Genomic DNA, 23,552 nt, shown 5'->3' with positions numbered 1-23,552 from the left:
GACTCAGCCGAGGGCCTGCGTCAGGTCGGCCAGCAGGTCGTCGCCGTTCTCGATGCCGACGGAGAGCCTGACCAGGTCGGCGGGGACCTCCAGCGGCGATCCGGCCGCGGAGGCGTGCGTCATCCGGCCCGGGTGCTCAAGCAGCGACTCGACGCCGCCGAGGGACTCACCGAGCGTGAAGAGCTTCGCCCGGTTGCAGACCTCTACCGCCGCCTGCTCGCCGCCCGCGACCCGGAAGGACACCATGCCGCCGAACGCCTTCATCTGCTTGGCGGCGATCTCGTGCCCCTGGTGCTCGGGCAGTCCCGGGTACAGGACGTGGCTGACCTTGGGGTGCCGGGTCAGCAGCTCCGCGACCTTGGTGGCGTTCTCGGTGTGCCGGTCCATCCGGACGGCGAGGGTCTTGATGCCGCGCAGCACCAGCCAGGCGTCGAAGGGGCCGGCCACCGCGCCCATCGCGTTCTGGTGGTACGCCAACTCCTCCGACAGCTCGGGGTCGTTGACGATCAGCGCACCGCCGACGACGTCCGAGTGGCCGCCCATGTACTTGGTGGTGGAGTGCACCACCACATCGGCGCCCAGGGCGAGCGGCTGCTGGAGGTAGGGGCTGGCGAAGGTGTTGTCGACGACCAGCCGCGCACCCGCCGAGCGGGCGACACCGGCGATGGCCGCGATGTCGGTGATGCCGAGCAGCGGGTTGGAGGGCGTCTCCACCCAGATCGCCCTGGTGCGCGGCTGGATCGCGGCCCGGACCGCCGCCACGTCCGAGGTGTCCGCGACCGAGAACTCCACGCCCCAGCGCGAGGCGACCTTCGCGAACAGCCGGAACGTGCCGCCGTAGGCGTCGTTCGGGATGACCACGTGGTCGCCGGGCGTCAGCAGCGTACGGAGCAGGCAGTCCTCCGCCGCCAGACCGGAGGCGAAGGCGAGCCCGCGGCGGCCGCCCTCAAGGGCCGCGAGGTTCTCCTCCAGTGCGGTGCGCGTCGGGTTGGCGCTGCGGCTGTACTCGTAGCCGCCGCGCAGCCCGCCCACGCCGTCCTGCTTGTACGTGGACACCTGGTAAATGGGCGGAACAACAGCGCCGGTGAGGGGATCGGCGGTGTTTCCCGCGTGGATCGCGAGAGTTTCGAAGCTGTGCTGGTCGCTCATGGGGGCGAGCGTAGTTCGTCGCGAGGGCGCTCACTGAGTCCCTGGGCCGTCCGGGGACAATGGGTGTATGGAGATTCTCTGGTTCCTGCTCGCGCTGTGCCTGCTCGCCGCCGTCGCCGGCCCGTACCTGCTGCGGCGCCGCGGCGGTATCCGGCAGGTGGCGCCCGGCTCCCCGGACGCCGCCGACCCGGACACCTACGGCTTCGCGCGCCAGGAGGAGCTCGACATCCGGATGCCGGGCCCCGACCAGGACCTGCTGGACGTCCTCGACGTCGTCCAGGGCACCCAGGAGTGGCGGGCCGCCTCGCAGCTGCTCTCCGGGACGCCGAAGGAGGGCGAGGTGCGGTGGCAGCGGGTGCAGGCGTTCGCCGGCGCCGCCTCGCTGGAGCTGGCGCAGCGTCCGGGTGCCGGCGGGGCGTGGCTGCGCAAGTGGCGGGCCGAGTCCCCGAAGGACGCGGGCGGCGCGGCCGTGCACGCGGAGTTCCTGGTCCAGCAGGCCTGGCGTTCGTCCACCGTGGGTACGGACGACTTCCGGATCATCCTGGAGGAGGCCCGTACGGTCGTCGGCGAGGCGGCCCTGCTGGCCCCGGGCGATCCCGTGCCGTACCTGGTGGAGCTGGCGGCGGCGCGTGGGCTCGGCTACTCCCACGAGGAGTTCGACCAGCTCTGGGCGAAGATCATCGACCGGGCGCCCGCGCACATGGGCGCGCACATCGCGGCGCTGCACTTCTGGTGCGAGAAGTGGCACGGCTCCCGCGAGGAGGCCGATCGCTTCGCCACCGCGGCGGCCGCCCGCGCCCCGCAGGGTTCGCTGCTGGCCGCGCTGCCGCTCTTCGCGCTGTACGAGCACCTGCCCGAGGTCAACATGGTGCGGAGCTTCTATCAGAGCCAGTCGGTGACCATGGCGGTCGAGGGCGCCCTGTTCGCGGTGCACGCGGCCCGCCCGGACGACCCGATGCTGGCCCACGTCCGGCACCTGCTGGTGCTGTTCCTGGTCCGGATGGAGCGCTGGTCGGAGGCGATGAACCAGTTCGTCCGCATCGACGGGCACGTGGGCGCGCTGCCGTGGTCGGAGAGCTCGGACCCGGCCGCCGAGTACACCGTGTACCGCGCGCTGGCGGTGGCCGGCTACGAGGCGAACGGCGGCAGCCCGGCGACGCTGCCGAGGTAGAGCGCCCGGCGCAGGGGGTGTGCGACGGTAGGCACCGACACGGCGACCGACTGACTGATGGGACCGGTACACCTCATGGCCCGACTGATACCCCTGATCCTGATCGGCCTCGGCCTCTACTTCTGGTTCAAGGCGCGCAAGCGGACCGCCGCCTACGTCGAGGACGCCGAGTCGGACAACGGCACGCCCCGCCGCTGAACGGGCGGCGGAACCTTCCGCGGAACCGGCGGCGGAATCCACGGCGGTCCCGGTGCGTTGTACGGACAGCACGCCGACCCACGAGGAGCCCCCGCATGTTCCTGCACCGCCGTACCCCGCAGCTCCCCACTCCGCAGGAGGCGCTGCGCGGCCGCCCCACCCCCGAGTTCACCGTCCCGTCCCGCCACACGGTCCTGGGCAACGCCCTGCTGGGCCCGTACCCGGAAGGGCTGGAGGTCGCGGACTTCGCGATGGGCTGCTTCTGGGGCGCCGAGCGCAAGTTCTGGCAGACGGACGGCGTCTGGACGACGCTCGTCGGCTACCAGGGCGGCTACACGGAGAACCCCGCGTACGAGGAGGTCTGCTCCGGCCTGACCGGCCACACGGAGGCCGTCCGCGTCGTGTACGACCCGCGCGTCGTCACGTACGAGCAGCTCCTGAAGGTCTTCTGGGAGTCGCACGACCCCACCCAGGGCTTCCGCCAGGGCAACGACGTGGGCACCCAGTACCGCTCCGCCGTCTACACCCACTCCCCCGCCCAGGCGGCGGCCGTGGCGGCGTCCCGCGAGGCGTACCAGAAGGTCCTCACGGGCTCCGGCCACGGCGAGATCACCACGGAGATCCTGCCCGCGGAGGGCCGCCCCTTCTGGCCGGCGGAGGCCGCGCACCAGCAGTACTTGGACAAAAACCCGGCGGGCTACTGCGGAATCGGCGGGACGGGCGTCTCGTGCCCGATCGGGGTGGCTCCGGCCGAGGGGTGAGCGGGTCCGGGGGCCGGACCTGCCACGGAGCGCCCGCACCGTTACGGCGTCACACGACCAAGCCCCGGCCGACACGGACCGGGGCTTGTCGCTTCCCTCCGCTCGGCCTTCAACCGGTGAAGGTGCCTTCCTCGCTGACACCGGTCAGAAACGCACGCCAGACGTGGTCACCGAGCACGATCACAGGGCCGAGGAGATTCTTGCTGTCCCGCACCGGAACAACGCCTCCTCCCACGGCTGCGATCTCCACACACGATGATTGGGCATTGCTGTAGCTGGATTTGACCCAAGATGCTTCGGCCAGATCAACCCTGTTCATAGCTCCCTGCCACTTCAGAGATCAGGCTTTGCGAAGCCTGATCGTCGCTCGCGTTGTTCCAGATATCCACGAAGGCGGCGTCATAGCTCGCCACCTCGGCCGGCTTGTCCAGGTAGAGATCGCCCGTGTATCCGTCCGCGTAGACAGTCGGGGGCTCACTCTCACTTCCGTCTCTGTTGGTGGGGAACCTCAGAACCTGGAAAGGTCCAGTCATGACCCCCAGGGGAAGCCCCGCGCTGAAGGGGACCACCCTTACCGTGACGTTCGGCAGGCTGCCGACATCCAACAGATGGCGAAGCTGTTTCGCCATCACTTTGTTACCGCCAACACAACGACGCAGCACAGCCTCGTTCACAACGACCTTGAGCCGGACTGGGGCAGTCGTGCGGGTCAGCAGAACCTGACGTGCGATGCGGAGATCAACCCTGCGATCCACCTCCTCGGAGTCCTCATCGGGCTTGCCCTTCCGGATGATGACGCGTGCGTACTCCTCGGTTTGCAGCAAGCCTGGAACCAACTCACTTTCATACCAGTCGACTTCTGAGGACGCTCAAATCCTTCCGTTCACGCGCTTGTTCTTCAGGTTCGATAGGCACTGAACGGTGTGGCACTTTCTAGCGCGAGATCCCGCTACGCGAGATACTTGTCGATGTCAGGGTCTTGGATCAGTTCCCGATTGATCTGCGTTCCGTTGGGGCGGTAGTTGAGGTGCACCACGGTTGATTCGTCGAACAGCCAGAAATCCTGCTCCGGCAGCCCTGGATTCGGTCGGTCCGTCAAATCAACTATTTGGCAGTTCTCCCCAGCTGCGACGTTTCCGGGAACGCACCACTCGAACAGATACCGGCTGTACGGCGTGAGCGGGCGGCACACGATCTTGGCCCGGGTCATCGTCCGCCCGGCCGCCGTATGATCCCGGACCGTCCGGTGCCATGACCCGTTGAAGCCCTCGGGCATCGACCCACCGGTCAGGAAGTCGCGGACCGTCTCAGCCTCCGCGGGCATGGTGTAGGTCTGGTGGACTTCCAGCCGGAACGCCGAGCGCTCGAAGTCGCGAAAGTACGCCTGCCACTCGTCCCCGTCCAGCAGTACGGGGCTAGAACCATCCACGGGCACGTGCGGCCTCCTTGAGGATGTCTTCCGGGATCAGTACGACCGACTCGCCATCCCGCGTCGGGTGGACCACGTCGTAGCCCTGGACGGCCAACATGCCCGGCTCCGGAGTGACGTACACGGTCGGGCAGTCGCCGTTCCCGCATTTGTCGGCGTCGCCGCTCCTGCACGGCCCGCCGGCAATCATCCGCAGTTCGTCCACTGAGACCCCCTTCGGTCTGTGTGATCAGCAAACTACGGACCGTCATGCCCGAGGGGCAAGGGTGGCCGTCGTCCAGTCACGAAGTCGCATAGACCCGTGGATGCGAGTCACCGGCCCGGACTGCCTGAGCCGCTAAGACGGTGGCGGGCTACGTGCGCTGCGCCTGACCTGCCCCAGCCCCCAAGCCGTAACTCTGGGGCCGACCATGAACATTCCACGGTGGGCCGTGCCTCCGTTCCCAGCGCGGTCTCAGCGTTCCCGGCCTCCGCGCTCGGACAGCACCTGGAGGCAGAGGCATACGGGATTGCCCGCGGGCGCAGCGGCGATTGCAGCCCGGCGACCACGACCGCCTGCGGACCCACGTACTGAGAGGCTGGGCAGCATGGATTGGCACGGACCTGCGGGCGGCTCGCGGACAAGGTGACGGACCCCGATTCGCGGTGGCTGGCGACGGTGGCGTCCGGAGCGCGGAGGGAGAGGAGGTCAGTACGGGCCGCTACCCGGTGGTGAACGTGGCGACCGCGTGGGAGCTGCGATCCATGCCGGAACTCACCGCGCCACCGGCGCATGTCCGCTCATCCCTCCCCCAGCGATGCGCCGATCATTTGCCTGATCTTGAGCGCGCACCGGTTTTGGTTGGCGAGCCCTGGATGGTCCAGCAGGTGTTTTCCGGCCACATCCATTTAGATGATCAAACAGTTGACGCATGGAAAATGGTGGCCTGCTGCGCTCATTTTCGGGCATACCGGTTGGCAAGAACGGCCGGTTTGGGACGTTCCGCGTCTGCCGTCCGGAAAAGTCGCCTGCATGAAGTGAAGATCCCGTGACGACGCGCCGAGCTCGGCCGCCGGTGAAGGCCGGCTCCGACAGCTTCGAGCAGGCCGTCGCGGCGTACGGGAGCGCGGGTGGGGGCCACCGGATCGACCGCGACCCCCACCGCACAGGAACTCCCGGTCAGATCAGGCCCTGCGCCAGCATCGCGTCCGCGACCAGTTCGAATCCGGCGATGTTGGCGCCGACCACGTAGTTGCCGGGGCGGCCGTAGCGTTCCGCCGTGGTGTAGCAGGAGTCGTGGATGTGACGCATGATCTCCGCGAGGCGCTCCTCCGTGTGGGAGAACGTCCACGAGTCGCGCGAGGCGTTCTGCTGCATCTCCAGGGCGCTGGTTGCGACGCCGCCCGCGTTGGCCGCCTTGCCGGGGGCGAAGGCCACGCCCGCCTCCTGGAGGACGCGGACGGCCTCGGGGGTGGTGGGCATGTTGGCGCCCTCCGCGACGGCCTTCACGCCGTTGCGTACGAGGGTCAGCGCGTCGGCCTCGTGGAGTTCGTTCTGCGTGGCGCAGGGCAGGGCCACGTCGCAGGGGACGTTCCAGACGCCGGTGCCGGGGACGAACACCGCCTCGGCGCGGCGTTCCGCGTACTCGGCGACGCGGCCGCGGCCGGCCTCCTTGATCTCCTTGAGCAGGGCGAGGTCGATGCCCTTCTCGTCCACGACGTAACCGTCGGAGTCGGAGCAGGTGACCACGGTGGCGCCGAGCTGCTGGGCCTTCTCGATCGCGTAGATCGCGACGTTGCCCGAGCCTGAGACGGCGATGCGCTGGCCGTCGAGGGACTCGCCCCGGCTGCGGAGCATCTCGGCGGTGAACATGACGCAGCCGTAGCCGGTCGCCTCCGTACGCACCAGGGCGCCGCCCCAGCCGAGGCCCTTGCCGGTGAGGACACCGGACTCGAAGCGGTTGGTGATCCGCTTGTACTGGCCGAAGAGGTAGCCGATCTCGCGGCCGCCCACGCCGATGTCCCCGGCCGGGACGTCGGTGTACTCGCCCAGGTGGCGGTGGAGTTCGGTCATGAACGACTGGCAGAACCGCATAATCTCGGCGTCCGAGCGGCCCTTCGGGTCGAAGTCCGAGCCGCCCTTGCCGCCGCCGATGGGCATGCCGGTGAGGGCGTTCTTGAAGATCTGCTCGAAGCCGAGGAACTTCACGATGCCGAGGTTGACCGAGGGGTGGAAGCGCAGTCCGCCCTTGTACGGGCCGAGGGAGCTGGAGAACTCGACCCGGAAGCCCCTGTTGACGTGGATGTCGCCCGCGTCGTCCGACCACGGCACCCGGAAGATGAGCTGGCGCTCCGGCTCCGTTATGCGCTCGATGATCCGGGCGTCCACGAACTCCGGCCGCTGGGCCAGCACCGGGCCGAGCGTTTCGAGCACCTCCCGGACCGCCTGGTGGAACTCCTTCTCGCCCTGGTTGCGGCGGAGGATCTCCGCGTACAGCGGCTCAATGACGCGGTTCTCGGCGGCGTGCGGGATTGCGGAGTCAGGGGTGGCCGTCATCTGATCAAGACCTTCCATGGGTCGGCTCATCGCGAAGGCGCCCCCGTCCCGGAGGGCGCCAGGTCCCCCCTCCCCATTGAGGGCGTCGCCCGGATAGCGCGGGTACCACGCGCTCACGACTGCGACGTACAGGACCGTTGTGACCTACCGAGTCTCCCAGTGGGACCGCCGAATCCTCCATGCCATCCACATGGTGAATCCCGGCCGGCCCGGTGCGGGCCGGGCGCGGAGGCCTTGCCCCGGGCCGGTTCCGGACGGAACGACCGGGTTGGGGCGTATGCCCGGACACCCCCCGAAGTGGTGAACCTCACAGTGCGCCGACAGCCGCTGTGAGGTCCGGCGGGCGGCCCTCAGTACTCGTGGTCGCGGGGTGTGCGCAGCATCCACAGGCGCACGCCCGACGCCAGGACGACCACGCCCGAGACGACGCTCAGGGCGATGTGCAGGCCTTCCCGCCCGTCCATGAAGTTGAGGGAGACGTTCGCGACGATCGCGGCGAGGAGCACGATCCAGAGCAGCGGCTTCACGGGGTTCCTCCGAAGGCTCGGGGCGGGATGGGGCGAGGGACGCGGGCCGGGCCGGTGTCCGGCCCGCGTCACCATGCTTCCGCCCGGCGGGCCCCGGCACGAGGGTGCCGGCCCCCGGACCGGTGGTGCAGCCTGCTACACCACGGCTCCGGCGCGCAGGGCGGCGGCGGTCGCCCTGGGGTCGTAGTCCGGTGCGACGCCGTCCACCAGCACCACGTCGCCGGGGATGTTCCTGGTCCGCAGCGGGGCCAGCTCCTGATAGGCGGGCGAGGCGTACCAGGTGCGGGCGGCCTCGATCGTCGGGAACTCCAGGACCACCACGGCGCCCGGCCAGTCGCCCTCCACGACCTCGACCGGCGAGACGTGCACCAGGAAGCGGCCCCCGTGCGGATCCATCGTCGACTGGATTCCGTCGATGTAGTCGATCACCTCCCCGTTGGGGAGGCCGTCGGGCTGCAGGTGAGCGATCGCGTACGCGGTCATGGTCTCGTCCTCCGGTCTTCGTCCGCTGGTGCACACCATGCTGCCGGGGGCGGCGGGAGGCGTCGATTACCCCTGGGGTAGGGGGAGCGCGCTGCCCGGTCCCGGCCCATGGTGACGGAGGATCAGAGATGATGCCGCCATGAAGACATCGCGGGGGAGCCACCGGGCGCGGGCTCCCCACCAGCCTTACCGGTCAACGCCGTTGGCCGGACATACGCCCTCCGGATACGGCCCCGCGCGGCCCACGCACATACCCGGCCGGACCGGGTACCGCACACCGCCACGGGCCGGGGAGACCCGCCGCTATCTCGCGGTGGGCCTCGACTGCTATCTCTGCCTGGTCACCGCCGGGTTACTGGCCCGGCCGCACGTGGACACGGCGTCCCCCTCCGGAGACGTCGCCCTGCTGCTCGGGCCGGTGCTCGCCCTCTCCTTCCTCAACCAGGTCGTGCTCACCGCGCTCGTCGGCGCCGGAGCCGGAAAACTGATCATGGGCATCCGGGTCGTGAGCCTGCCGGACGGCGGCCGCCCGGGGCCGGGGCAGCTCGTGCGGCGCTGGCTGCACGGCCTGTGCTGGCTGCCGCTCCAGCCCTGGTACGGGCTCCGCGCCCACCTCGCCCGTACCGGCGACGGCCACGGGCCCGCCGCACGCGGCTGCGAGGAGGGCGATCCCTACGCGGAGCCGTACGCGGACCCGGCGGGGGTGCGCCAGGTCCGCCGGAGCGATCTCGCCGCGCACCGCCGGGCCGCCGCGGGACGGGCCGCGGGACGGGTCGTGTGAGGCTGCACCTTCCGCCCGCCCGAGGCCGCGCCTTCCGCCGGCAACAGCCCGACGGGTGCGGGGCGTTCAGGCCGCCGCGTTCTCCGTGATGGTGACCTTGCCCTTGCGGATGGTCGCGAGCCGCGGCGCCCGGCGGGCGATCGCGCTGTCGTGGGTGACCATGATGAAGGTGAGCCCGTGCTCCTTCCACATGGTCTCCAGCACCTCCATGATCTCGTCGCGCATGGACTCGTCGAGGTTGCCGGTGGGCTCGTCCGCGAGCAGCACCTTGGGCTGCTTGACCAGGGCCCTGGCTATCGCCACCCGCTGCTGCTGGCCGCCGGACATCTCGCCGGGGAGGTGGCCGAGGCGCTCGCCGAGGCCGACCGAGTCGAGCGCCTCCGCGGCTCTTCTGCGCCGCTCGGACGCCTTGCCGCCCAGCGGTACGAGGGCGGTCTCGACGTTCTCCTGGGCGGTGAGCGTCGGGATGAGGTTGAAGCTCTGGAAGACGAAGCCGATGTTCTGCGCGCGCACCTTGGTGAGCCTGGCCTCGCTGAGCTTCGCGAGGTCGACGCCGTCGAGCTCCACGCTGCCGGCCGTGGGGCGGTCCAGGCCGCCGAGCATCTGGAGCAGCGTGGACTTGCCGCCGCCGGTGGGGCCCTGGATGACCAGGCGGCCGCCGTCCTCGATGGTCAGGTCGACGCCGGCGAGCGCGTGGACGGTGGACTTGCCGCGCGTGTAGCGCTTGGTGACGCCTTGAAGGGTGTACATGGGTCAACTCCTGCTGGGCGGTGGGGAGACGGACTATTCGACGCGGCGCAGAGCGTCGGCGGGACGCAGCCGGGAGGCGCGCCAGCCGCCGAAGGCGCCCGCGATCAGCCCGCCCGCCACGGCCAGGGCGACGGCGATCAGGATGATGGAGAGGGAGACGGGCGCGGTCAGCGCGATGTCGAGGGACTTGGCGGCGCTCTGCCGGCCGGGGCCGCCGCCGCCCGTCATTCCGCCGCGCATCCCGCCGCCCCCGCCGCCGGAGGAGCCGAGCTGGGCGGTGAGGGTGGGGCTGACGGCGGTGACGGCGTACGCGCCGGCCAGGCCGACCGCGATGCCGAGGACGCCGCCCATCAGGCCGTTGACGAGGGCCTCGCCGACGACCTGGCGGGTGACCCGGCCGCTCTTCCAGCCGAGGGCCTTGAGCGTGCCGAACTCCCGTACCCGGCGGCTGACCGCGGAGGAGGTGAGCAGTCCGGCCACCAGGAAGGCCGCGATCAGCACGGCGACGGAGAGCCATTTGCCGACGCTGGAGGCCAGGTCGGAGGCGGTGGACAGGGAGCCGGAGACGGTGTCGGCGAGATCGGCGGAGGTGGTGACGGTGGTGCCCGTGAGGTTCTTCTGGATGGCGGTCTTGACGCCGTCGATCCGCTGCGAGTCCGCGGCCTTCACGTAGACCGTGGTGACCTTGTCCTTGGCGTCGGCCAGGGTCTGGGCCTGCTGGAGCGGGAGGTAGAGGTTGGCGGCCGCGTCGCCGCTGTCGGCCGCCGAGACTCCGACGATGGTGAACTTCGTGCCGTGGACGGTCACCGTCTTGCCGACGGTGAGCTTCTTCTCCTTGGCGTACGCGGCGTCGACGACGGCCACCTTGGCGTTGGTCTCGGTGGACTTGAACGTGCGTCCCGCGGTGATCTTCGACGAGGTGAGCGGGCCCAGGTCCTGCTTGGTGACGTCGGTGCCGTAGACCGTGTAGGAGTTGACGTCGAACGAGGCGCCGCCGCCCTTGACCTCGCCCTGCGGCTGGCCGCCGCCCCCGAAGCCGCCCCGGCCGCCCTGGGACGTACCGCCGTCCTGCTTGAACTCACCGCGCTTGAACTGGCCGTCCACCTTCATGACGGTCATGCTCAGCCCGCCGACGGCGTCGGCGACGCCGTCCTGCTCGCCCACCTTGTCCACCGTGGTGGCGGCCAGCGTCTGGAAGCCCTGGACCATCACCCGGTCCGTGCTCTGGGTCGAGTCGTCGCCGTCCTCCTTGGCGTCGAACTCGAACCGGGGCCGCTCCGTGCCCGAACCGGGCGCCGCGGCGGCCTTGGTGACGGTCATGTCGGTGCCGAGGCCGTACAGCGATTCCAGGACCTTGTCCTGGGCCTTGCTCATGCCCGAGGAGACCGAGCTGACGATGATGACCAGCGCAATGCCGAGGCCGAGCCCCGAGGCGACGACGAGCGCCGCCTTTCTGCGGCGGCGCAGCTCGCGCCGGAGGTAGGTGAAGAACATGGCGCGAGGTTATGGAGCGGTTGTGATGGCGGGTTAAGGCCACGATGAGAGACGGATGAGAACGCTCCGGATACGCCGCAGGCGGCGGCACCCGTGATCCGTGGGGATCGGGGTGCCGCCGCCTGCGGTGAGGGGATCGGGGCGGGCGGTCAGGCCGCGGAGCCCGCCGTCCACTGGGCCCAGCTCATGTTCCAGCCGTTGAGGCCGTTGTCGGGCTGGATGGTCTTGTCCGGGGAGTTCTTGATGACGACCACGTCACCGATCATGGAGTTGTTGTAGAACCAGGCGGCGGGCTGGCTGGCGTCGCCCGCGCCCTTGACGTCGGCGAGCCCGACGCAGCCGTGGCTGGTGTTGGCGGTGCCGAAGATGCCCTTGCCCCAGTAGTTGCCGTGGATGAAGGTGCCGGACGTGGAGAGCCGCATGGCGTGCGGCACGTCCTTGATGTCGTACTCACCCTTGCCGTCGTCGTCCGTGAAGCCGACCGTGGAGCCGTCCATCCGGGTCTCCTTGTACTTCTCGGAGATCACCATCTGTCCGTTGTACGTGGGGTTCTCCGGCGATCCGGCGGAGATCGGGATGGTCTTGACCGTCTTCCCGTTCTGGGCGACGGTCATCGTGTGCGTCTTGGCGTCCACGGTGGAGACCTGGTTGCGGCCGATCTTGAAGGTGACCGTCTTCTGCTGCACGCCGTAGACGCCGTCCGAGCCCTCGACGCCGTCCAGCGCCAGCTTCAGGGTGACGGTGGAGCCGCCCTGCCAGTAGTCCTGGGGGCGCAGGTCCAGCCGCTGGGCGTTGAACCAGTGGCCGACGACCTGCTGGCCGCTGCTGGACGTCACGGTGATGCCGTCCTGGACGGCCTTCTTGTCCGTGATCGCCTTGTTGAAGTTGATCGAGACGGGCATGCCGACGCCGACGGTGGAGCCGTCCTCGGGGGTGAAGTTCCCGATGAAGCTGTTGGCGGGCGACACGGTGGTGAAGGAGGAGTTCTCGTGCGCCTGGCGGCCCTTCGAGTCCTTCGCCGTGGCGTTGATCTTGTACGTGGTCGAGCGCTCCAGCTGGACGTCCGGCTTCCAGGTGGTGCCGTCGGCGGAGAGGGTGCCCTTGACGCTCGCACCGGCCGCCGTGGTCATCGTGACGACCGTCAGCTTGCCCTTGGCGACGGTGACCTTCGCGTCGTTGTTGATGCTCGCGTTGGTCGCGCCGTTCTTCGGAGAGATCGCTATCTGCGCCTCCGAGGTCTCCTCGGCCGCCGCCTTGTCGACCTCGGCCGCCTGTGACTTCTTCGAGCTGTCGGGGCTCGCGCCCTTGTCGCCGCCGTCGCTGCAGGCCGTGAGCACCAGCACGCCGCCGAGCAGTGCGGACGCGGCCATGAGGCCCTTGCGCCGCTTGCTGTCCGTCATCACACGCTTCTCCATCGTTGCCGAAATCCCCGAAAACCCCGAGCCAGGCCGTTGACCGGCGATACCCGTCAATGTTCCAAGAACCCCCTGAAAGGGTTACCCGTTCCACATCCGCGGGGGATGTGGGGAACACCACTCATCGGCGTATCGGTATCCGCGGTGGTTCCCGTGCGGTGGTTCTGTGCTCCACCACGTGGGTGCCGCCGGGGTCCGGCCCTGTTGTGCGGCAGCTTCGCGGTCCGGTGGGCCGGCTGTCACGCGCACCGGCCCCGGGCCGCCGGAGACGGGCCGGGGCCGGTGGCTCTCCACCTGTTTACGCCCGCCGCTCCGCACTGCCGTCGTCGTCGTTCTCCTCCCCATTGTGCGGGACGCGGGAGGCGGCTTCGCCGTCCTCGTCCCCGTACTCCTCGTCACCGTCCTCGTCATCGTCTTCGTCGAGGTCCCATCCCTCCGGGTCCTGCGGGTCGTAGGCGATGCTCTCGCTGCTCCAGGAGGCCTGGGTCAGCTCGACCCCGGGTACCTCGCTGACCAGGTCGAACGGGTCGATCAGTGAGGCGAGGGCCTCCGCACCGTCTTCCCGGACCGCGGTCTCGGCATGCGTCCGCTCCTCGGCGGAATCGCCGCCGGGCTCGCCGTACTCGGCCGCGAGGCTCTCCAGAGCGGTTCCGCTCAGGGCGTCGGCGTCCGTGATCTCCAACACCATTTCGACCCGAAGGCGAACATAACGTGACGTCTCAGATGTGCTCATACGCCGGAGCGTAAGCTCCCGGCCGCCCCGGCTTTCCCACGACCCGCTGCTTTCACTAGCATCGCCCGCAGCACCGGCCGCAGGCCTAACTCGCGGCTGTCACAAGGGGGATCGATTCCGTGGCCAGCACCAGCCGCCCGCTCCTGACCGCCACTGCCGCGGGAACGCTGCTGTGCGCCCTCTGGTTCGTCCCGACGGCCACCGCGACGGGCGGGACCGCCGACGTCCAGGACACGCCGGACCGGACGGCAGCCATCGCGGCGATGGGCGCCACCGACGCGGAGAGCGCGAAGCTCGCGGACACCGGTACGGGGACCGACACGACCCCGTATCTGATCGGGGGCATGGCGTTCCTGGGCATCGGCGCGGGCTTCGTCACCTACTCCGCCCGCCGCACGGGCCCGCTGCCGGCGCGCTGACGGTCACGCGGCAGCGGGCGGTACGACAGACCCTCGGGCCTGCCGTCGGACCGCCGTCCGCCGCCCGACGCCAGCCCCCGGCCACGATCCGCCGGACGGGCCCTAGGCGAGCTTCCCCGTCACCGCCTCCACCGCCGCGACGAGCCCGCCCGCGCGCACGAAGGCGTCCGCGGCGGCCAGGTCCGGCGAGAGGAAGCGGTCAGGCCCCGGGCCCTCCGCACCGGCCGCGCGCAGCGCCTCGACGGCCGCCAGCGAGGCGGGCGCCGGGGTCAGCCCCTGCGCGGCCCGCAGCTCGACCGCGCGGGTGGCCGCGTACAGCTCGACGGCGACGATCCGGGCGAGGTTGTCCACGGCGGTACGGAGCTTGCGCGCCGCCGACCAGCCCATCGAGACGTGGTCCTCCTGCATCGCGGAGGACGGGATCGAGTCCGCGGAGGCCGGTACGGCGAGCCGCTTCATCTCGCTGACCAGGGCCGCCTGGGTGTACTGGGCGATCATCAGGCCGGAGTCGACGCCCGCGTCGTCCGCGAGGAACGGCGGCAGCCCGTGCGAGCGGTTCTTGTCGAGCAGCCGGTCGGTGCGGCGCTCGGTGATCGAGCCGAGGTCGGCGGCGACGATCGCGAGGAAGTCGAGGACGTACGCGACCGGCGCGCCGTGGAAGTTGCCGTTGGACTCGACCCGCCCGTCGGCCAGCACCACCGGGTTGTCCACGGCGGCGGCGAGTTCGCGGTCCGCGACGAGGACGGCGTGGGCGAGGGTGTCCCGGCCGGCGCCGTTGACCTGCGGGGCGCAGCGCACCGAGTAGGCGTCCTGGACACGCGGGGCATCGTCCTGGTGGTGACCGGTGAGGCCCGAACCGGCCAGCACCCGGAGCATGTTGTCGGCGCTGGCGCCCTGGCCCGGGTGCGGGCGGATGGCGTGCAGCTCAGGGGCCAGGACCTTGTCCGTGCCGAGCAGGGCCTCCAGGGAGAGGGCCGCGGTGATGTCGGCCGAGGTGTAGAGGTTCTGGAGGTCGGCGATGGCCATGACGAGCATGCCGAGCATCCCGTCGGTGCCGTTGAGGAGGGCGAGGCCCTCCTTCTCGCGCAGCTCGACCGGGGTGATGCCGTGGGCGGCGAGGAGCTCGCCCGCGGGGCGCACGGTGCCGTCGGGGCCCTCCGCCTCACCCTCGCCCATCAGGGTCAGCGCGCAGTGGGAGAGCGGCGCCAGATCGCCGGAGCAGCCGAGCGAACCGTACTCGTGAACGACGGGTGTGATCCCGGCGTTCAGGACGTCGGCCATGGTCTGCGCGATCTCGGGCCGCACTCCCGTGTGGCCCGAGGCGACCGTCTTCAGCCGGAGGAACATCAGCGCCCTGACGACCTCGCGCTCGACCCGGGGGCCCATGCCGGCCGCGTGCGAGCGGACGATGTTGCGCTGGAGCCGGGCGCGGAGCTCCGGGCTGATGTGGCGGCTGGCCAGTGCGCCGAATCCGGTGGAGACGCCGTAGACCGGCTCGGGCTTCGCGGCGAGCGCGTCGATGACCTCGCGGGCGGTGGCGAGTGCGGCCACCGCGGCGGCGGAGAGTTCGACACGGGCGTTGCCGCGGGCCACGGCGATGACGTCCTGGGCGGTGGTACCGGACGTCCCCACCACGACTGTATGCATATCCATATTCAGAAGCGTACGGATTGAATCTCTTCATGTCACTAGTGGTCGCCGGGTTGACCCCTTACCGATCGAACCGCGTGACCACCGACCGGTCCGGGTGGCCGCGGCCGTGACCACCGACCGGACCGCGCGGCTCAGGGGCGGTTGCCGCGCAGCCGGCGGCGGTCGTGGGCGGCCTTGGGCGGGGAGTCGGCGAGCCGGATCACCTCTCCGTCGCGACCCGCCACCACGGGCCGCAGCGAGCGGGCGGCCTTCGCCCGGTACTGGGCCGCGTCCGCGAGCCGGAACAGCCGCCGGGCGGAGACCACCGGTCCGATCGGGTCGCCGGTGGAGGCGATCCCGCAGGCGACCCCGTTGCCGAACTCCAGCTCGGCCGCCCGCTCGCACAGCTCGGTGGCCACCGCGACCACCTCGTCCGCGCCGGGCCCCACCGCCAGCAGGCAGAACTCGTCCCCGCCGAGCCGGGCAGAGAGCGCTCCGGGCAGCATCGCGCCGCACCGGGACAGCACCGAGCCGAAACGTTCCAGCAGACGGTCACCGACCGCGTGGCCATGGGTGTCGTTGACCCACTTCAGCCCGTTGAGATCGCAGACGGCCAGACTGACCACCGAACCGTCCGCCCGGTGCCGCTCCACCGCCTCGTCGAGGCGCATATCGACGGCCCGCCGGTTGGCGAGGCCGGTCAGCGGGTCGGTGAAGGCCAGCTTGCGCACCTCCTCCAGCCGCTCCGTCTGGGAGATCCCGGCGGCCACGACGGCGGCCAGCACGGTGGCGAAGTCCGCGTCCGCCCGCCCGAACACCGGCTCCCCCACCGGCCGCGCCACGTACAGCTCGCCCCAGGCCCGGCCGTGCAGCACGATCGGCGCCACCACGCAGCAGCCCCGCCCGCGCCGGCGCAGGGCCGCCACCCGCTGATGGCAGTAGCCCCGCCGGTAACCGTGCGCACCCGCCGCCCCGGCCTCCCCGCCGGCGCCGGCGGGCCCCGGCTCCACCGGGCCGTCGGCCGTCTCCACCCAGGCGTCCGGCTCACCGCCCCCGGCCCAGCGTTCGTGGAGGAACTCGGTGATCTCCGGGAACTGGTGCACCGGATACGTCTCCTCGTCGGGGAACTCCTCCTCCCCCGCGGCCCGGTCGCCGGCGTTCACCAGGACCCGCAGCCGCCCGCGTCCGCGCTCCCAGACCGACAGCGCGGCGAAGCTGCCGCCCAGCGCCTCGCACGCCCCCAGCGCGGCCGCCCGCCAGCACCCCCGCGGGGTGTGCGCCGCCGCCATCGCCTGTGCAAGCGAAACCACGGCCCGGAGCCGCGCATCATCACCACCCATCACAGCAGCTTATGTAGATTTGTGGTGATTTGATCAGTTTGCAATCATGATCATGTGCACTGTGTCGCCTCGCGGCCACCAAGCGTTACGGTCGCGTCATTCGCGGGCCAGTTCGGCTTCCGCTTCTCGTTGAACGCGGCGACCCCCTCCGCGCGGTCGCCGGAGAAGGCCACGGAGCGCCACGCGGAGTCCTCCACCTCCAGGCCGGCCCGCAGATCGAGCCCGTGCCCGAGCCGCAGCGCCCGCTTGGCCGCCCGCAGGCCCACCGGGGAGTTCCCCGCGATCCGCCCGGCCAGCGCCAGCGCCTCGGTCCGGTCCTCGCCCGCCGCCACCAGCTCGTCGACCAGCCCCAGCTCCCGGGCCTCCGCCGCCTCCACCCGGCGGGCGGTGAAGACCAGCTCGGCCGCCCGCGCCGCCCCGACCCGGCGCGGCAGCAACTGGGTGCCGCCGCCGCCCGGGATGACCCCGACGGAGACCTCGGGCAGGCCCACCAGCGCGGTGGCGTCGGCCACGATCAGATCGCAGGACAGCGCCAGCTCGAAGCCGCCGCCGAGCGCGAACCCGTGCACCGCGGCGATCGTCGGCATCGACAGCTCCAGGACACCGGTGTAGGCGGCGCGGGCGGTGGGCCGCTGCCGCACCAGGTCGGCGTCGGTGAAGGAGTTCCGCTCCTTGAGGTCCGCCCCCACGCAGAAGGCCCGTTCGTGGCTGGAGGTGAGGACGGTGACGCGCACGTCCGGGTCCGCGGCGAGCGCGGCACAGGCGGCGGCGATCGAGCGCGCCATGTCGGTGGACACCGCGTTCATGGCCTTGGGCCGGTCGAGAACCAGCTCGGCGACGTGCTCCAGGCCCTCGTGACCCCGTACGAAGACGAACTCCCCGAACCGCTGCTCGGACGTGACGGTCATGGCTGCACCCCTGTTCGGTTAACGAGCGTTACCGGAGGGATCTTAGAGCTCTCCCGCACAAGGGGGTCCGGAACGGACCAGGAGCCGTCGCGCGCTCTGCCGGGCAGCCCGTCGGGGCGGGGTCAGGAGCCGCCGCGACGGGCCAGTAGCCACGGTTCGACGACGCCGAGACCGCGCACCGGGCGCTGCCACATCGGCTGGAGCCCGTAGCGGTACTTGGGCACCGGCCTCGGCTCCTCGCCGTCCGCGCCCTCCCGCCCCGCGCGCTCGGCGGCAGCGGCGGCCTCCTCCGCGGCCCGCGCCTCGGAGGCGGGGGCGTCGCCGGTACGGGTCAGCTCCTCCGCGAACGCCCCGTCCACCAGGACGGCGTCCTTCGGCGCTATCGAGGTGAGCCGGCTGGCGAGGTTCACGGTGGTGCCGAACACATCGCCCATCCGGGTGGTGACCGTGCCGAACGCGATGCCGACGCGCAGCGCGGGCATCTGCTCGTCCAGCGTCATCGCCTCGATCAGGCGCAGCGCGATCTCGGCCGCGGTGCCCGCGTCGTCGGCGGCGAAGAGGACCTCGTCGCCGAGGGTCTTGATGAGCCGGCCGCCGTGGGCGGCGACCAGGTCGGCACAGGTGGTCTCGAAGGCCTCGACGAGTTCGCCGAGCTCCTCCTCCTCCAGCCGGCGGGTGAGCCGGGTGAAGCCGACGAGGTCCGCGAAGCCGACGGCCAGCCGGCGGTCGACCATCTCGTCGTCGTCCGCCGCCTGCACGACCCGGCCGGTGGCGGCGGCGAGCTGGCGCCGCCACACGTAGACCAGGAACTCCTCCAGCTCCGGCAGGAGCAGCTCGACCAGCGGGTAGGTGACCTCGGTACGGGTCATGCCGGGCTCGGGCGGCTCGGTCAGGCCCTCCAGGAACGAGTCGATCTGCCACTCCGCCAGCCGGGCGGTGGTCTGTCCGGTGGACCGGGCCACCTGGATCGCCATCGGCTCGCTCAGCAGCCCGGCCTCGACCAGACCGGAGAGCCGGCGCAGCGCCAGCACGTCCGCCTCGGTCAGCGCCTTGGCCTGGCCGATGTCCGCGAAGCCCATGGCCCGCCAGAACCGTGACGCCAGGTCCATCGAGACGCCCGCGGTCCGGGCGGCCTGGAACGGGGTGTAGCGCCGGTCGGCGCCCAGGATCAGCGCTTCCAGCCTGATCGCGAGGGGATCGTCGGTCGGCTCTGCCGTGTGGTCGACTTCGTGATGGGGTGTCGCGTGGACCGATGGGTCCGACGAGGGCTCCGAGCCATCGCCGGACGTCGTGTCGTCGACGGTCACCAGCCGCCTCCTGCCCGTTCCCTGCGCACTGCCCTGCCGATCTGTCGGTGGATCGCCTCAACGATACGGCAGGTGTGCCCTACCTCACGTCCTCAGTCCGCCCCGGCCTGGGGCGCGCCGCTCAGGTCAGACCGCCCCCTGCGCCCCTCAGGTGCACGATGTCACCCGCGGAGACCGGCTCCTGGAGACCGTCGCCGGCCGACAGGACGAGGCGCCCGTCCCCGTCGATCGCCACCGCCTCCCCGGTGAGCGTGCGGTCGCCCGGCAGCTGGGCCCGCACCGTGCGCCCGAGCGTCGCGCAGCCCGCCGCGTACGCCTCCTGGAGGCCGCTCGCGGCCGCGTCCCCGTCCGCCGCACGCCACTTCCCGTACCACTGCTCCAGTGACCGCAGCACGCCCCTGAGCAGCGTCTCGCGGTCGGTGGAGACCGCTCCGGCCAGGGCGAGCGAGGCGGCCGTGGGGGCGGGCAGCTCGTCCTCGCGCAGGGAGACGTTGAGGCCGATGCCGATGACGACGCCGTCCCCGGCGCGCTCGGCCAGGATGCCGCCGGCCTTGCGCTCCTGGGTGCCGACGGTGACCAGCAGGTCGTTGGGCCACTTCAGTGCCGTGTCGACGCCCGCGGACCTCGCCAGGCCCGTCGCCACCGCGACCCCGGTGAGCAGCGGCAGCCAGCCCCAGCGCTGGACGGGCACCGCGCCCGGCGTCAGGTAGACGGAGAAGAAGAGGCCGGAGCGGGCCGGTGCGGTCCAGGTCCGGTCCAGGCGTCCGCGCCCCGCCGTCTGCTCCTCCGCGACGAGCACGGTGCCCTCGGTGAGTCCGGCGGCGCGCGCCGCGAGGTCGGAGTTGGTGGACCCGGTGGCGTCCACGACGTCGAGGGCGCTCCACAGGCCGTCCGGCCGGAGCAGACCGCGCCGCAGCGCGGGAACGTTCAGGGGCGGCCGGTCCAGGTCCGACCAACGGCTGTGAGACGCATCCGAGGGTGTCATGCAAGCCACCCTAGGTGTGTCAAACGACGCACTGCCGAACCGTATCCGCGCCGATACGCTACGGGGCAGTAGCTGTTCATCCGCTGATCAGCAGCACAGTCGTCCCCGTGACCAGGCAGGGAGCCGCAACCCGATGTCCGAGCCGGAAGAGACCGACATCCACACCACCGCGGGCAAGCTCGCGGACCTGCAGCGCCGCATCGAGGAGGCGACCCACGCCGGGTCCGCCCGCGCGGTGGAGAAGCAGCACGCGAAGGGCAAGTTGACGGCGCGCGAGCGCGTGGACCTGCTGCTGGACGAGGGCTCCTTCGTCGAGCTCGACGAATTCGCCCGGCACCGCTCGACGAACTTCGGGATCGAGAAGAACCGGCCGTACGGGGACGGTGTCGTCACCGGGTACGGCACGGTCGACGGCCGCCCCGTCTGCGTGTACTCGCAGGACTTCACCATCTTCGGCGGCTCGCTCGGTGAGGTCTACGGTGAGAAAATCGTCAAGGTGATGGACTTCGCGATGAAGACCGGCTGCCCGGTCATCGGCATCAACGACGGCGGCGGCGCGCGTATCCAGGAAGGCGTGGCGGCGCTGGGCCTCTTCGCGGAGATCTTCCGGCGCAATGTGCACGCCTCCGGTGTCGTCCCGCAGATCTCGCTGATCGTCGGACCGTGCGCGGGCGGCGCGGTCTACTCCCCCGCGATCACCGACTTCACGGTCATGGTCGACCAGACCTCGCACATGTTCATCACCGGGCCCGACGTCATCAAGACGGTCACCGGCGAGGACGTCGGCTTCGAGGAGCTGGGCGGCGCCCGCACCCACAACACCACCTCCGGGGTGGCGCACCACATGGCGGGCGACGAGAAGGACGCCATCGAGTACGTCAAGTCGCTGCTCTCCTACCTCCCGTCGAACAACCTCTCCGAGGCCCCCTCCTTCCCGGAGGAGGCGGACCTCGCGGTCACCGACGAGGACCGCGAGCTGGACACGCTGATCCCGGACTCCGCGAACCAGCCGTACGACATGCACACCGCGATCGAACACGTGCTGGACGACGGCGAGTTCCTGGAGACCCAGGCCCTGTTCGCGCCGAACATCCTCACCGGCTTCGGCCGGGTCGAGGGCTATCCGGTCGGCATCGTCGCTAACCAGCCGATGCAGTTCGCCGGCTGTCTGGACATCAACGCGAGCGAGAAGGCCGCGCGCTTCGTCCGCACCTGCGACGCGTTCAACGTGCCGGTGCTGACCTTCGTGGACGTGCCCGGCTTCCTGCCCGGCGTCGACCAGGAGTACGGCGGCATCATCCGGCGCGGTGCCAAGCTGATCTACGCGTACGCGGAGGCGACCGTCCCGCTGATCACGGTGATCACCCGCAAGGCGTTCGGCGGCGCGTACGACGTCATGGGCTCCAAGCACCTGGGCGCCGACATCAACGTCGCCTGGCCGACCGCGCAGATCGCCGTCATGGGCGCCCAGGGCGCCGTCAACATCCTGCACCGCCGCACGATCGCCGCCGCGGAGGATCAGGACGCCACCCGCGCCGAGCTGATGGCGGACTACGAGGACGCGCTGCTCAACCCGTACGTGGCGGCCGAACGCGGCTACGTGGACGCGGTGATCATGCCCTCGGAGACCCGGGCCCACGTGGTCAAGGGACTGCGGCAGCTGCGGACCAAGCGGGAGTCGCTGCCCCCGAAGAAGCACGGCAACATCCCTCTCTAGAAAGGGCTCTGGCCATGATCAAGGTCGTACGGGGCAACCCGACCCCGGAAGAACTGGCGGCCGCGCTCGCGGTCGTCCAGGCACGCGCCGCCGCGGTGGCCGCCGTCTCGTCCGGGACGCCGGAGCTGCCCGGACAGTGGTCCGACCCCGGCCGGGTCGCCCGGCGCGGCCGCCATCTGCCGGGGCCGCGGGCCTGGGCGCGTACGTACTGGCCCGGTTAGCCGGTACGGGCGAGGCGGTTGTTGAGTACGCGTACTCAGGCGCGGGCCCGGCCCCCGCAGCAGGATCGGAGGCATGCTGTGGTCCGATCCCGAGAACAAGCCGCCGAAGGAACTGCGCGACGCCCAGGACATGATGCGGCGCGTGGGTCTGGTACTCGCGCTGGCCATGGTGGTCGCGATGTTCGTGAGCGGCACCCGGTGACGGTGCGGACCCCCTCCCCCGGCGCCGGGGCCGCTCGCACCGGCTGATTTGTACGATGGCGCGCATGACTGATCCCGCGCCCCGCCGCCTCGTGCTCGCCTCCGCCTCCCCCGCCCGCCTCGGTCTGCTCCGGCAGTCGGGCTTCGCGCCCGAGGTGATCGTCAGCGGGGTGGACGAGGACGCGCTGAGCGCCCCGACCCCCGCCGAGCTGGCGCTGGTGCTCGCCCAGGCAAAGGCCGCCGCAGTCGCCGCACTGCCGGAGGTCGCGGGGGCCCTGGTCATCGGCTGCGACTCGGTGCTCGAACTCGACGGCCAGGCGCTCGGCAAACCGGCCGACGCCGAGGAGGCCACGGCCCGCTGGAAGTCCATGCGGGGCCGGTCCGGGGTGCTGCGGACCGGCCACAGCCTGACCGACACCGCGAGCGGCCGGACCGTCTCGGAGACCGCGTCCACGACGGTCCGCTTCGGTGAGCCGACGGACGCCGAGATCGCCGCCTACGTGGCCTCCGGCGAACCCCTGCACGTGGCGGGCGCCTTCACCCTGGACGGACGCTCCGCGCCGTTCGTGGACTCCATCGACGGTGACCCGGGCAACGTCATCGGGCTCTCCCTGCCCCTGCTGCGGCGGCTCCTGGGCGAGCTGGGGATCACCGTCACCGAGCTGTGGGCCTGAGCGGGGGGCGGCCGGTGGGCCTGACCTGAGGCGGCCGGTCGCGCTGACCCGAGGCGGCCGGTGGGCCTGAGCGGAGGCGGCCGGTCGCGCTGACCCGAGGCGGCCCGTGGGCCTGAGCGGAGGCGGCCCGTCCGGGTCAGGCGGGGGCCGGGGCGACCGGCTTCTCGGTGTCCGCCCCGGTGTCCGCCCCGGTGGCCGGCTCCTCGCGGCCGGGCCCGTAGGCCACCAGCGTCAGCACGATCAGGCCGAGCACCACCATCATGGACACGAACGCGGTCCAGCCGATCAGTCCCACCGCGAGCGCGCCCAGCACCCCGTGGATGACGGCGCAGCCGATGAGGACGACCCTGGCGATCCGGCCGGGGGCCCGGTCGCGGACGCCGGTCAGCAGGAGGAGCACACCGCACAGCAGCAGGAACAGTCCGGAGATCCCGCCCAGCACCCAGGCGCCGTTGGCCATGGCACCGGGGTCCGTCCCCGCCAGGGACATGTCCTGGTTCTTGACGAACGTCGCCATGACACCGTTGACGATCACGACACCCACGGCTTCCGCGAACAGCACGATCGCGGATATGAATGCCACCGGCCTGCGCACCACGGCGCTCACCCCCTGTTACCTGCAGTACGTGCGATAGCGCGGACCCTACTAACCGGTAATGGCCGGGACAAGGGTTTCGACCGCTCCAGGGCTCCGCGGGCGGCAATGCGGACACCCCGCGGC

Annotated in this window: 27 protein-coding genes and 1 pseudogene; 10 read left to right on the top strand and 18 right to left on the bottom strand. The window is 71.1% G+C overall.

Going from position 1 to position 23,552, the window contains the following annotated elements; all coding sequences use genetic code 11:
* Positions 1 to 3: 3 nt before the first annotated feature.
* Complete coding sequence (locus ACIP89_RS11845) at positions 4 to 1,149, bottom strand: cystathionine gamma-synthase (protein WP_401929685.1); 1,146 nt, start codon at positions 1,147 to 1,149, stop codon at positions 4 to 6.
* 67 nt (positions 1,150 to 1,216) lie between these two features.
* On the opposite strand from ACIP89_RS11845, the gene ACIP89_RS11840 reads away from it, so the two are divergent.
* From ACIP89_RS11840 to msrA, 3 genes are all read left to right on the top strand, one after another.
* Positions 1,217 to 2,320, top strand: a complete 1,104-nt coding sequence (locus tag ACIP89_RS11840; protein WP_402114496.1) for a hypothetical protein — start codon at positions 1,217 to 1,219, stop codon at positions 2,318 to 2,320.
* Between the two features lie 75 nt (positions 2,321 to 2,395).
* Positions 2,396 to 2,518 (top strand): hypothetical protein, encoded by a 123-nt coding sequence (locus ACIP89_RS11835; protein ID WP_280118752.1) that lies wholly within the window; start codon positions 2,396 to 2,398, stop codon positions 2,516 to 2,518.
* Positions 2,519 to 2,613: 95 nt separating this feature from the next.
* A complete protein-coding gene (gene msrA, locus ACIP89_RS11830; RefSeq protein ID WP_402114493.1) occupies positions 2,614 to 3,279 on the top strand; it encodes a peptide-methionine (S)-S-oxide reductase MsrA in 666 nt (221 codons plus the stop codon).
* Between the two features lie 109 nt (positions 3,280 to 3,388).
* Here the strand turns inward: msrA and ACIP89_RS11825 are convergent, their stop codons facing one another.
* The 4 genes and pseudogenes from ACIP89_RS11825 to ACIP89_RS11810 all read right to left on the bottom strand — a co-directional run bounded on the left by ACIP89_RS11825 (position 3,389) and on the right by ACIP89_RS11810 (position 4,913).
* Positions 3,389 to 3,598, bottom strand: a complete 210-nt coding sequence (locus tag ACIP89_RS11825; protein WP_402114491.1) for a DUF397 domain-containing protein — start codon at positions 3,596 to 3,598, stop codon at positions 3,389 to 3,391.
* A pseudogene (locus tag ACIP89_RS11820) lies at positions 3,585 to 4,133 on the bottom strand (DUF5753 domain-containing protein); the annotation flags it as partial. The gene ACIP89_RS11825 and the pseudogene ACIP89_RS11820, both read right to left, overlap by 14 nt.
* Before the next feature lie 95 nt (positions 4,134 to 4,228).
* Entirely contained in the window at positions 4,229 to 4,714 is a 486-nt protein-coding gene (locus tag ACIP89_RS11815; protein ID WP_402114488.1) for a DUF6879 family protein, read from the bottom strand.
* On the bottom strand, positions 4,695 to 4,913 hold the full coding sequence (locus ACIP89_RS11810; protein ID WP_402114485.1) for a hypothetical protein: 219 nt from the start codon (positions 4,911 to 4,913) through the stop codon (positions 4,695 to 4,697). The genes ACIP89_RS11815 and ACIP89_RS11810 overlap by 20 nt, the downstream gene beginning before the upstream one ends.
* 539 nt (positions 4,914 to 5,452) lie before the next feature.
* On the opposite strand from ACIP89_RS11810, the gene ACIP89_RS11805 reads away from it, so the two are divergent.
* On the top strand, positions 5,453 to 5,740 hold the full coding sequence (locus tag ACIP89_RS11805) for a hypothetical protein (RefSeq protein WP_402114482.1): 288 nt from the start codon (positions 5,453 to 5,455) through the stop codon (positions 5,738 to 5,740).
* Between the two features lie 127 nt (positions 5,741 to 5,867).
* Here the strand turns inward: ACIP89_RS11805 and gdhA are convergent, their stop codons facing one another.
* From gdhA to ACIP89_RS11790, 3 genes are all read right to left on the bottom strand, one after another.
* Positions 5,868 to 7,244 carry an NADP-specific glutamate dehydrogenase gene (gdhA, locus tag ACIP89_RS11800; RefSeq protein ID WP_401929702.1) on the bottom strand — a complete coding sequence of 459 codons (1,377 nt, stop codon included), beginning with the start codon at positions 7,242 to 7,244 and terminating at the stop codon, positions 5,868 to 5,870.
* Between the two features lie 350 nt (positions 7,245 to 7,594).
* The gene (locus tag ACIP89_RS11795; RefSeq protein WP_401929704.1) at positions 7,595 to 7,771 is read right to left on the bottom strand and encodes a hypothetical protein; all 177 of its coding nucleotides are present in this window, start codon (positions 7,769 to 7,771) and stop codon (positions 7,595 to 7,597) included.
* Between the two features lie 135 nt (positions 7,772 to 7,906).
* Entirely contained in the window at positions 7,907 to 8,254 is a 348-nt protein-coding gene (locus tag ACIP89_RS11790; protein ID WP_401929706.1) for a DUF1330 domain-containing protein, read from the bottom strand.
* A 250-nt stretch (positions 8,255 to 8,504) separates the two neighbouring features.
* Between ACIP89_RS11790 and ACIP89_RS11785 the strand changes: the two genes are divergently transcribed.
* Entirely contained in the window at positions 8,505 to 9,035 is a 531-nt protein-coding gene (locus tag ACIP89_RS11785; RefSeq protein ID WP_402114598.1) for an RDD family protein, read from the top strand.
* Positions 9,036 to 9,101: 66 nt separating this feature from the next.
* On the opposite strand, the gene ACIP89_RS11780 is transcribed toward ACIP89_RS11785, so the two are convergent.
* The 4 genes from ACIP89_RS11780 to ACIP89_RS11765 all read right to left on the bottom strand — a co-directional run bounded on the left by ACIP89_RS11780 (position 9,102) and on the right by ACIP89_RS11765 (position 13,382).
* Positions 9,102 to 9,785: an ABC transporter ATP-binding protein gene (locus ACIP89_RS11780; RefSeq protein WP_073732467.1), complete on the bottom strand. Its 684-nt coding sequence runs from the start codon at positions 9,783 to 9,785 to the stop codon at positions 9,102 to 9,104.
* A gap of 33 nt (positions 9,786 to 9,818) precedes the next feature.
* Complete coding sequence (locus tag ACIP89_RS11775; protein ID WP_401931832.1) at positions 9,819 to 11,279, bottom strand: ABC transporter permease; 1,461 nt, start codon at positions 11,277 to 11,279, stop codon at positions 9,819 to 9,821.
* A gap of 149 nt (positions 11,280 to 11,428) precedes the next feature.
* The gene (locus ACIP89_RS11770; RefSeq protein ID WP_401931830.1) at positions 11,429 to 12,694 is read right to left on the bottom strand and encodes an Ig-like domain-containing protein; all 1,266 of its coding nucleotides are present in this window, start codon (positions 12,692 to 12,694) and stop codon (positions 11,429 to 11,431) included.
* A 298-nt stretch (positions 12,695 to 12,992) separates the two neighbouring features.
* Positions 12,993 to 13,382 carry a hypothetical protein gene (locus tag ACIP89_RS11765; RefSeq protein ID WP_402114479.1) on the bottom strand — a complete coding sequence of 130 codons (390 nt, stop codon included), beginning with the start codon at positions 13,380 to 13,382 and terminating at the stop codon, positions 12,993 to 12,995.
* Positions 13,383 to 13,546: 164 nt separating this feature from the next.
* Here ACIP89_RS11765 and ACIP89_RS11760 point away from each other — a divergent pair, with 164 nt between their 5' ends.
* Positions 13,547 to 13,846, top strand: coding sequence for an LPXTG cell wall anchor domain-containing protein (locus ACIP89_RS11760; RefSeq protein WP_401929716.1), 300 nt, complete (start codon positions 13,547 to 13,549; stop codon positions 13,844 to 13,846).
* Between the two features lie 102 nt (positions 13,847 to 13,948).
* Here the strand turns inward: ACIP89_RS11760 and hutH are convergent, their stop codons facing one another.
* From hutH to ACIP89_RS11735, 5 genes are all read right to left on the bottom strand, one after another.
* Positions 13,949 to 15,499: a histidine ammonia-lyase gene (gene hutH, locus ACIP89_RS11755; RefSeq protein ID WP_401929718.1), complete on the bottom strand. Its 1,551-nt coding sequence runs from the start codon at positions 15,497 to 15,499 to the stop codon at positions 13,949 to 13,951.
* A gap of 131 nt (positions 15,500 to 15,630) precedes the next feature.
* Positions 15,631 to 16,818: a diguanylate cyclase domain-containing protein gene (locus ACIP89_RS11750; protein ID WP_401931827.1), complete on the bottom strand. Its 1,188-nt coding sequence runs from the start codon at positions 16,816 to 16,818 to the stop codon at positions 15,631 to 15,633.
* Between the two features lie 50 nt (positions 16,819 to 16,868).
* Entirely contained in the window at positions 16,869 to 17,726 is an 858-nt protein-coding gene (locus tag ACIP89_RS11745; protein ID WP_402114477.1) for an enoyl-CoA hydratase/isomerase family protein, read from the bottom strand.
* Between the two features lie 122 nt (positions 17,727 to 17,848).
* Complete coding sequence (locus tag ACIP89_RS11740; RefSeq protein WP_371776459.1) at positions 17,849 to 19,033, bottom strand: adenylate/guanylate cyclase domain-containing protein; 1,185 nt, start codon at positions 19,031 to 19,033, stop codon at positions 17,849 to 17,851.
* 121 nt (positions 19,034 to 19,154) lie between these two features.
* Positions 19,155 to 20,018: a biotin--[acetyl-CoA-carboxylase] ligase gene (locus ACIP89_RS11735; protein WP_401929725.1), complete on the bottom strand. Its 864-nt coding sequence runs from the start codon at positions 20,016 to 20,018 to the stop codon at positions 19,155 to 19,157.
* Positions 20,019 to 20,151: 133 nt separating this feature from the next.
* On the opposite strand from ACIP89_RS11735, the gene ACIP89_RS11730 reads away from it, so the two are divergent.
* The 4 genes from ACIP89_RS11730 (at position 20,152) to ACIP89_RS11715 (ending at position 22,831) form a co-directional block, all read left to right on the top strand.
* Positions 20,152 to 21,735 carry an acyl-CoA carboxylase subunit beta gene (locus ACIP89_RS11730; protein WP_401929727.1) on the top strand — a complete coding sequence of 528 codons (1,584 nt, stop codon included), beginning with the start codon at positions 20,152 to 20,154 and terminating at the stop codon, positions 21,733 to 21,735.
* A gap of 14 nt (positions 21,736 to 21,749) precedes the next feature.
* On the top strand, positions 21,750 to 21,956 hold the full coding sequence (locus ACIP89_RS11725; RefSeq protein WP_207319618.1) for an acyl-CoA carboxylase epsilon subunit: 207 nt from the start codon (positions 21,750 to 21,752) through the stop codon (positions 21,954 to 21,956).
* A gap of 73 nt (positions 21,957 to 22,029) precedes the next feature.
* On the top strand, positions 22,030 to 22,158 hold the full coding sequence (gene mmpB, locus ACIP89_RS11720; RefSeq protein WP_260255621.1) for a morphogenic membrane protein MmpB: 129 nt from the start codon (positions 22,030 to 22,032) through the stop codon (positions 22,156 to 22,158).
* 55 nt (positions 22,159 to 22,213) lie between these two features.
* Positions 22,214 to 22,831 (top strand): Maf family protein, encoded by a 618-nt coding sequence (locus ACIP89_RS11715; protein WP_401929730.1) that lies wholly within the window; start codon positions 22,214 to 22,216, stop codon positions 22,829 to 22,831.
* Positions 22,832 to 22,967: 136 nt separating this feature from the next.
* Here ACIP89_RS11715 and ACIP89_RS11710 read toward each other — a convergent pair whose 3' ends face one another.
* Complete coding sequence (locus ACIP89_RS11710; RefSeq protein ID WP_402114474.1) at positions 22,968 to 23,438, bottom strand: hypothetical protein; 471 nt, start codon at positions 23,436 to 23,438, stop codon at positions 22,968 to 22,970.
* Positions 23,439 to 23,552 lie beyond the last annotated feature (114 nt).

The organism is Streptomyces sp. NPDC088730, assembly GCF_044751215.1.
Lineage (GTDB): Bacteria > Actinomycetota > Actinomycetes > Streptomycetales > Streptomycetaceae > Streptomyces.
Note: the sequence above shows the minus strand (reverse complement) of the source record. Positions and strands in the feature narration are given on the sequence as shown.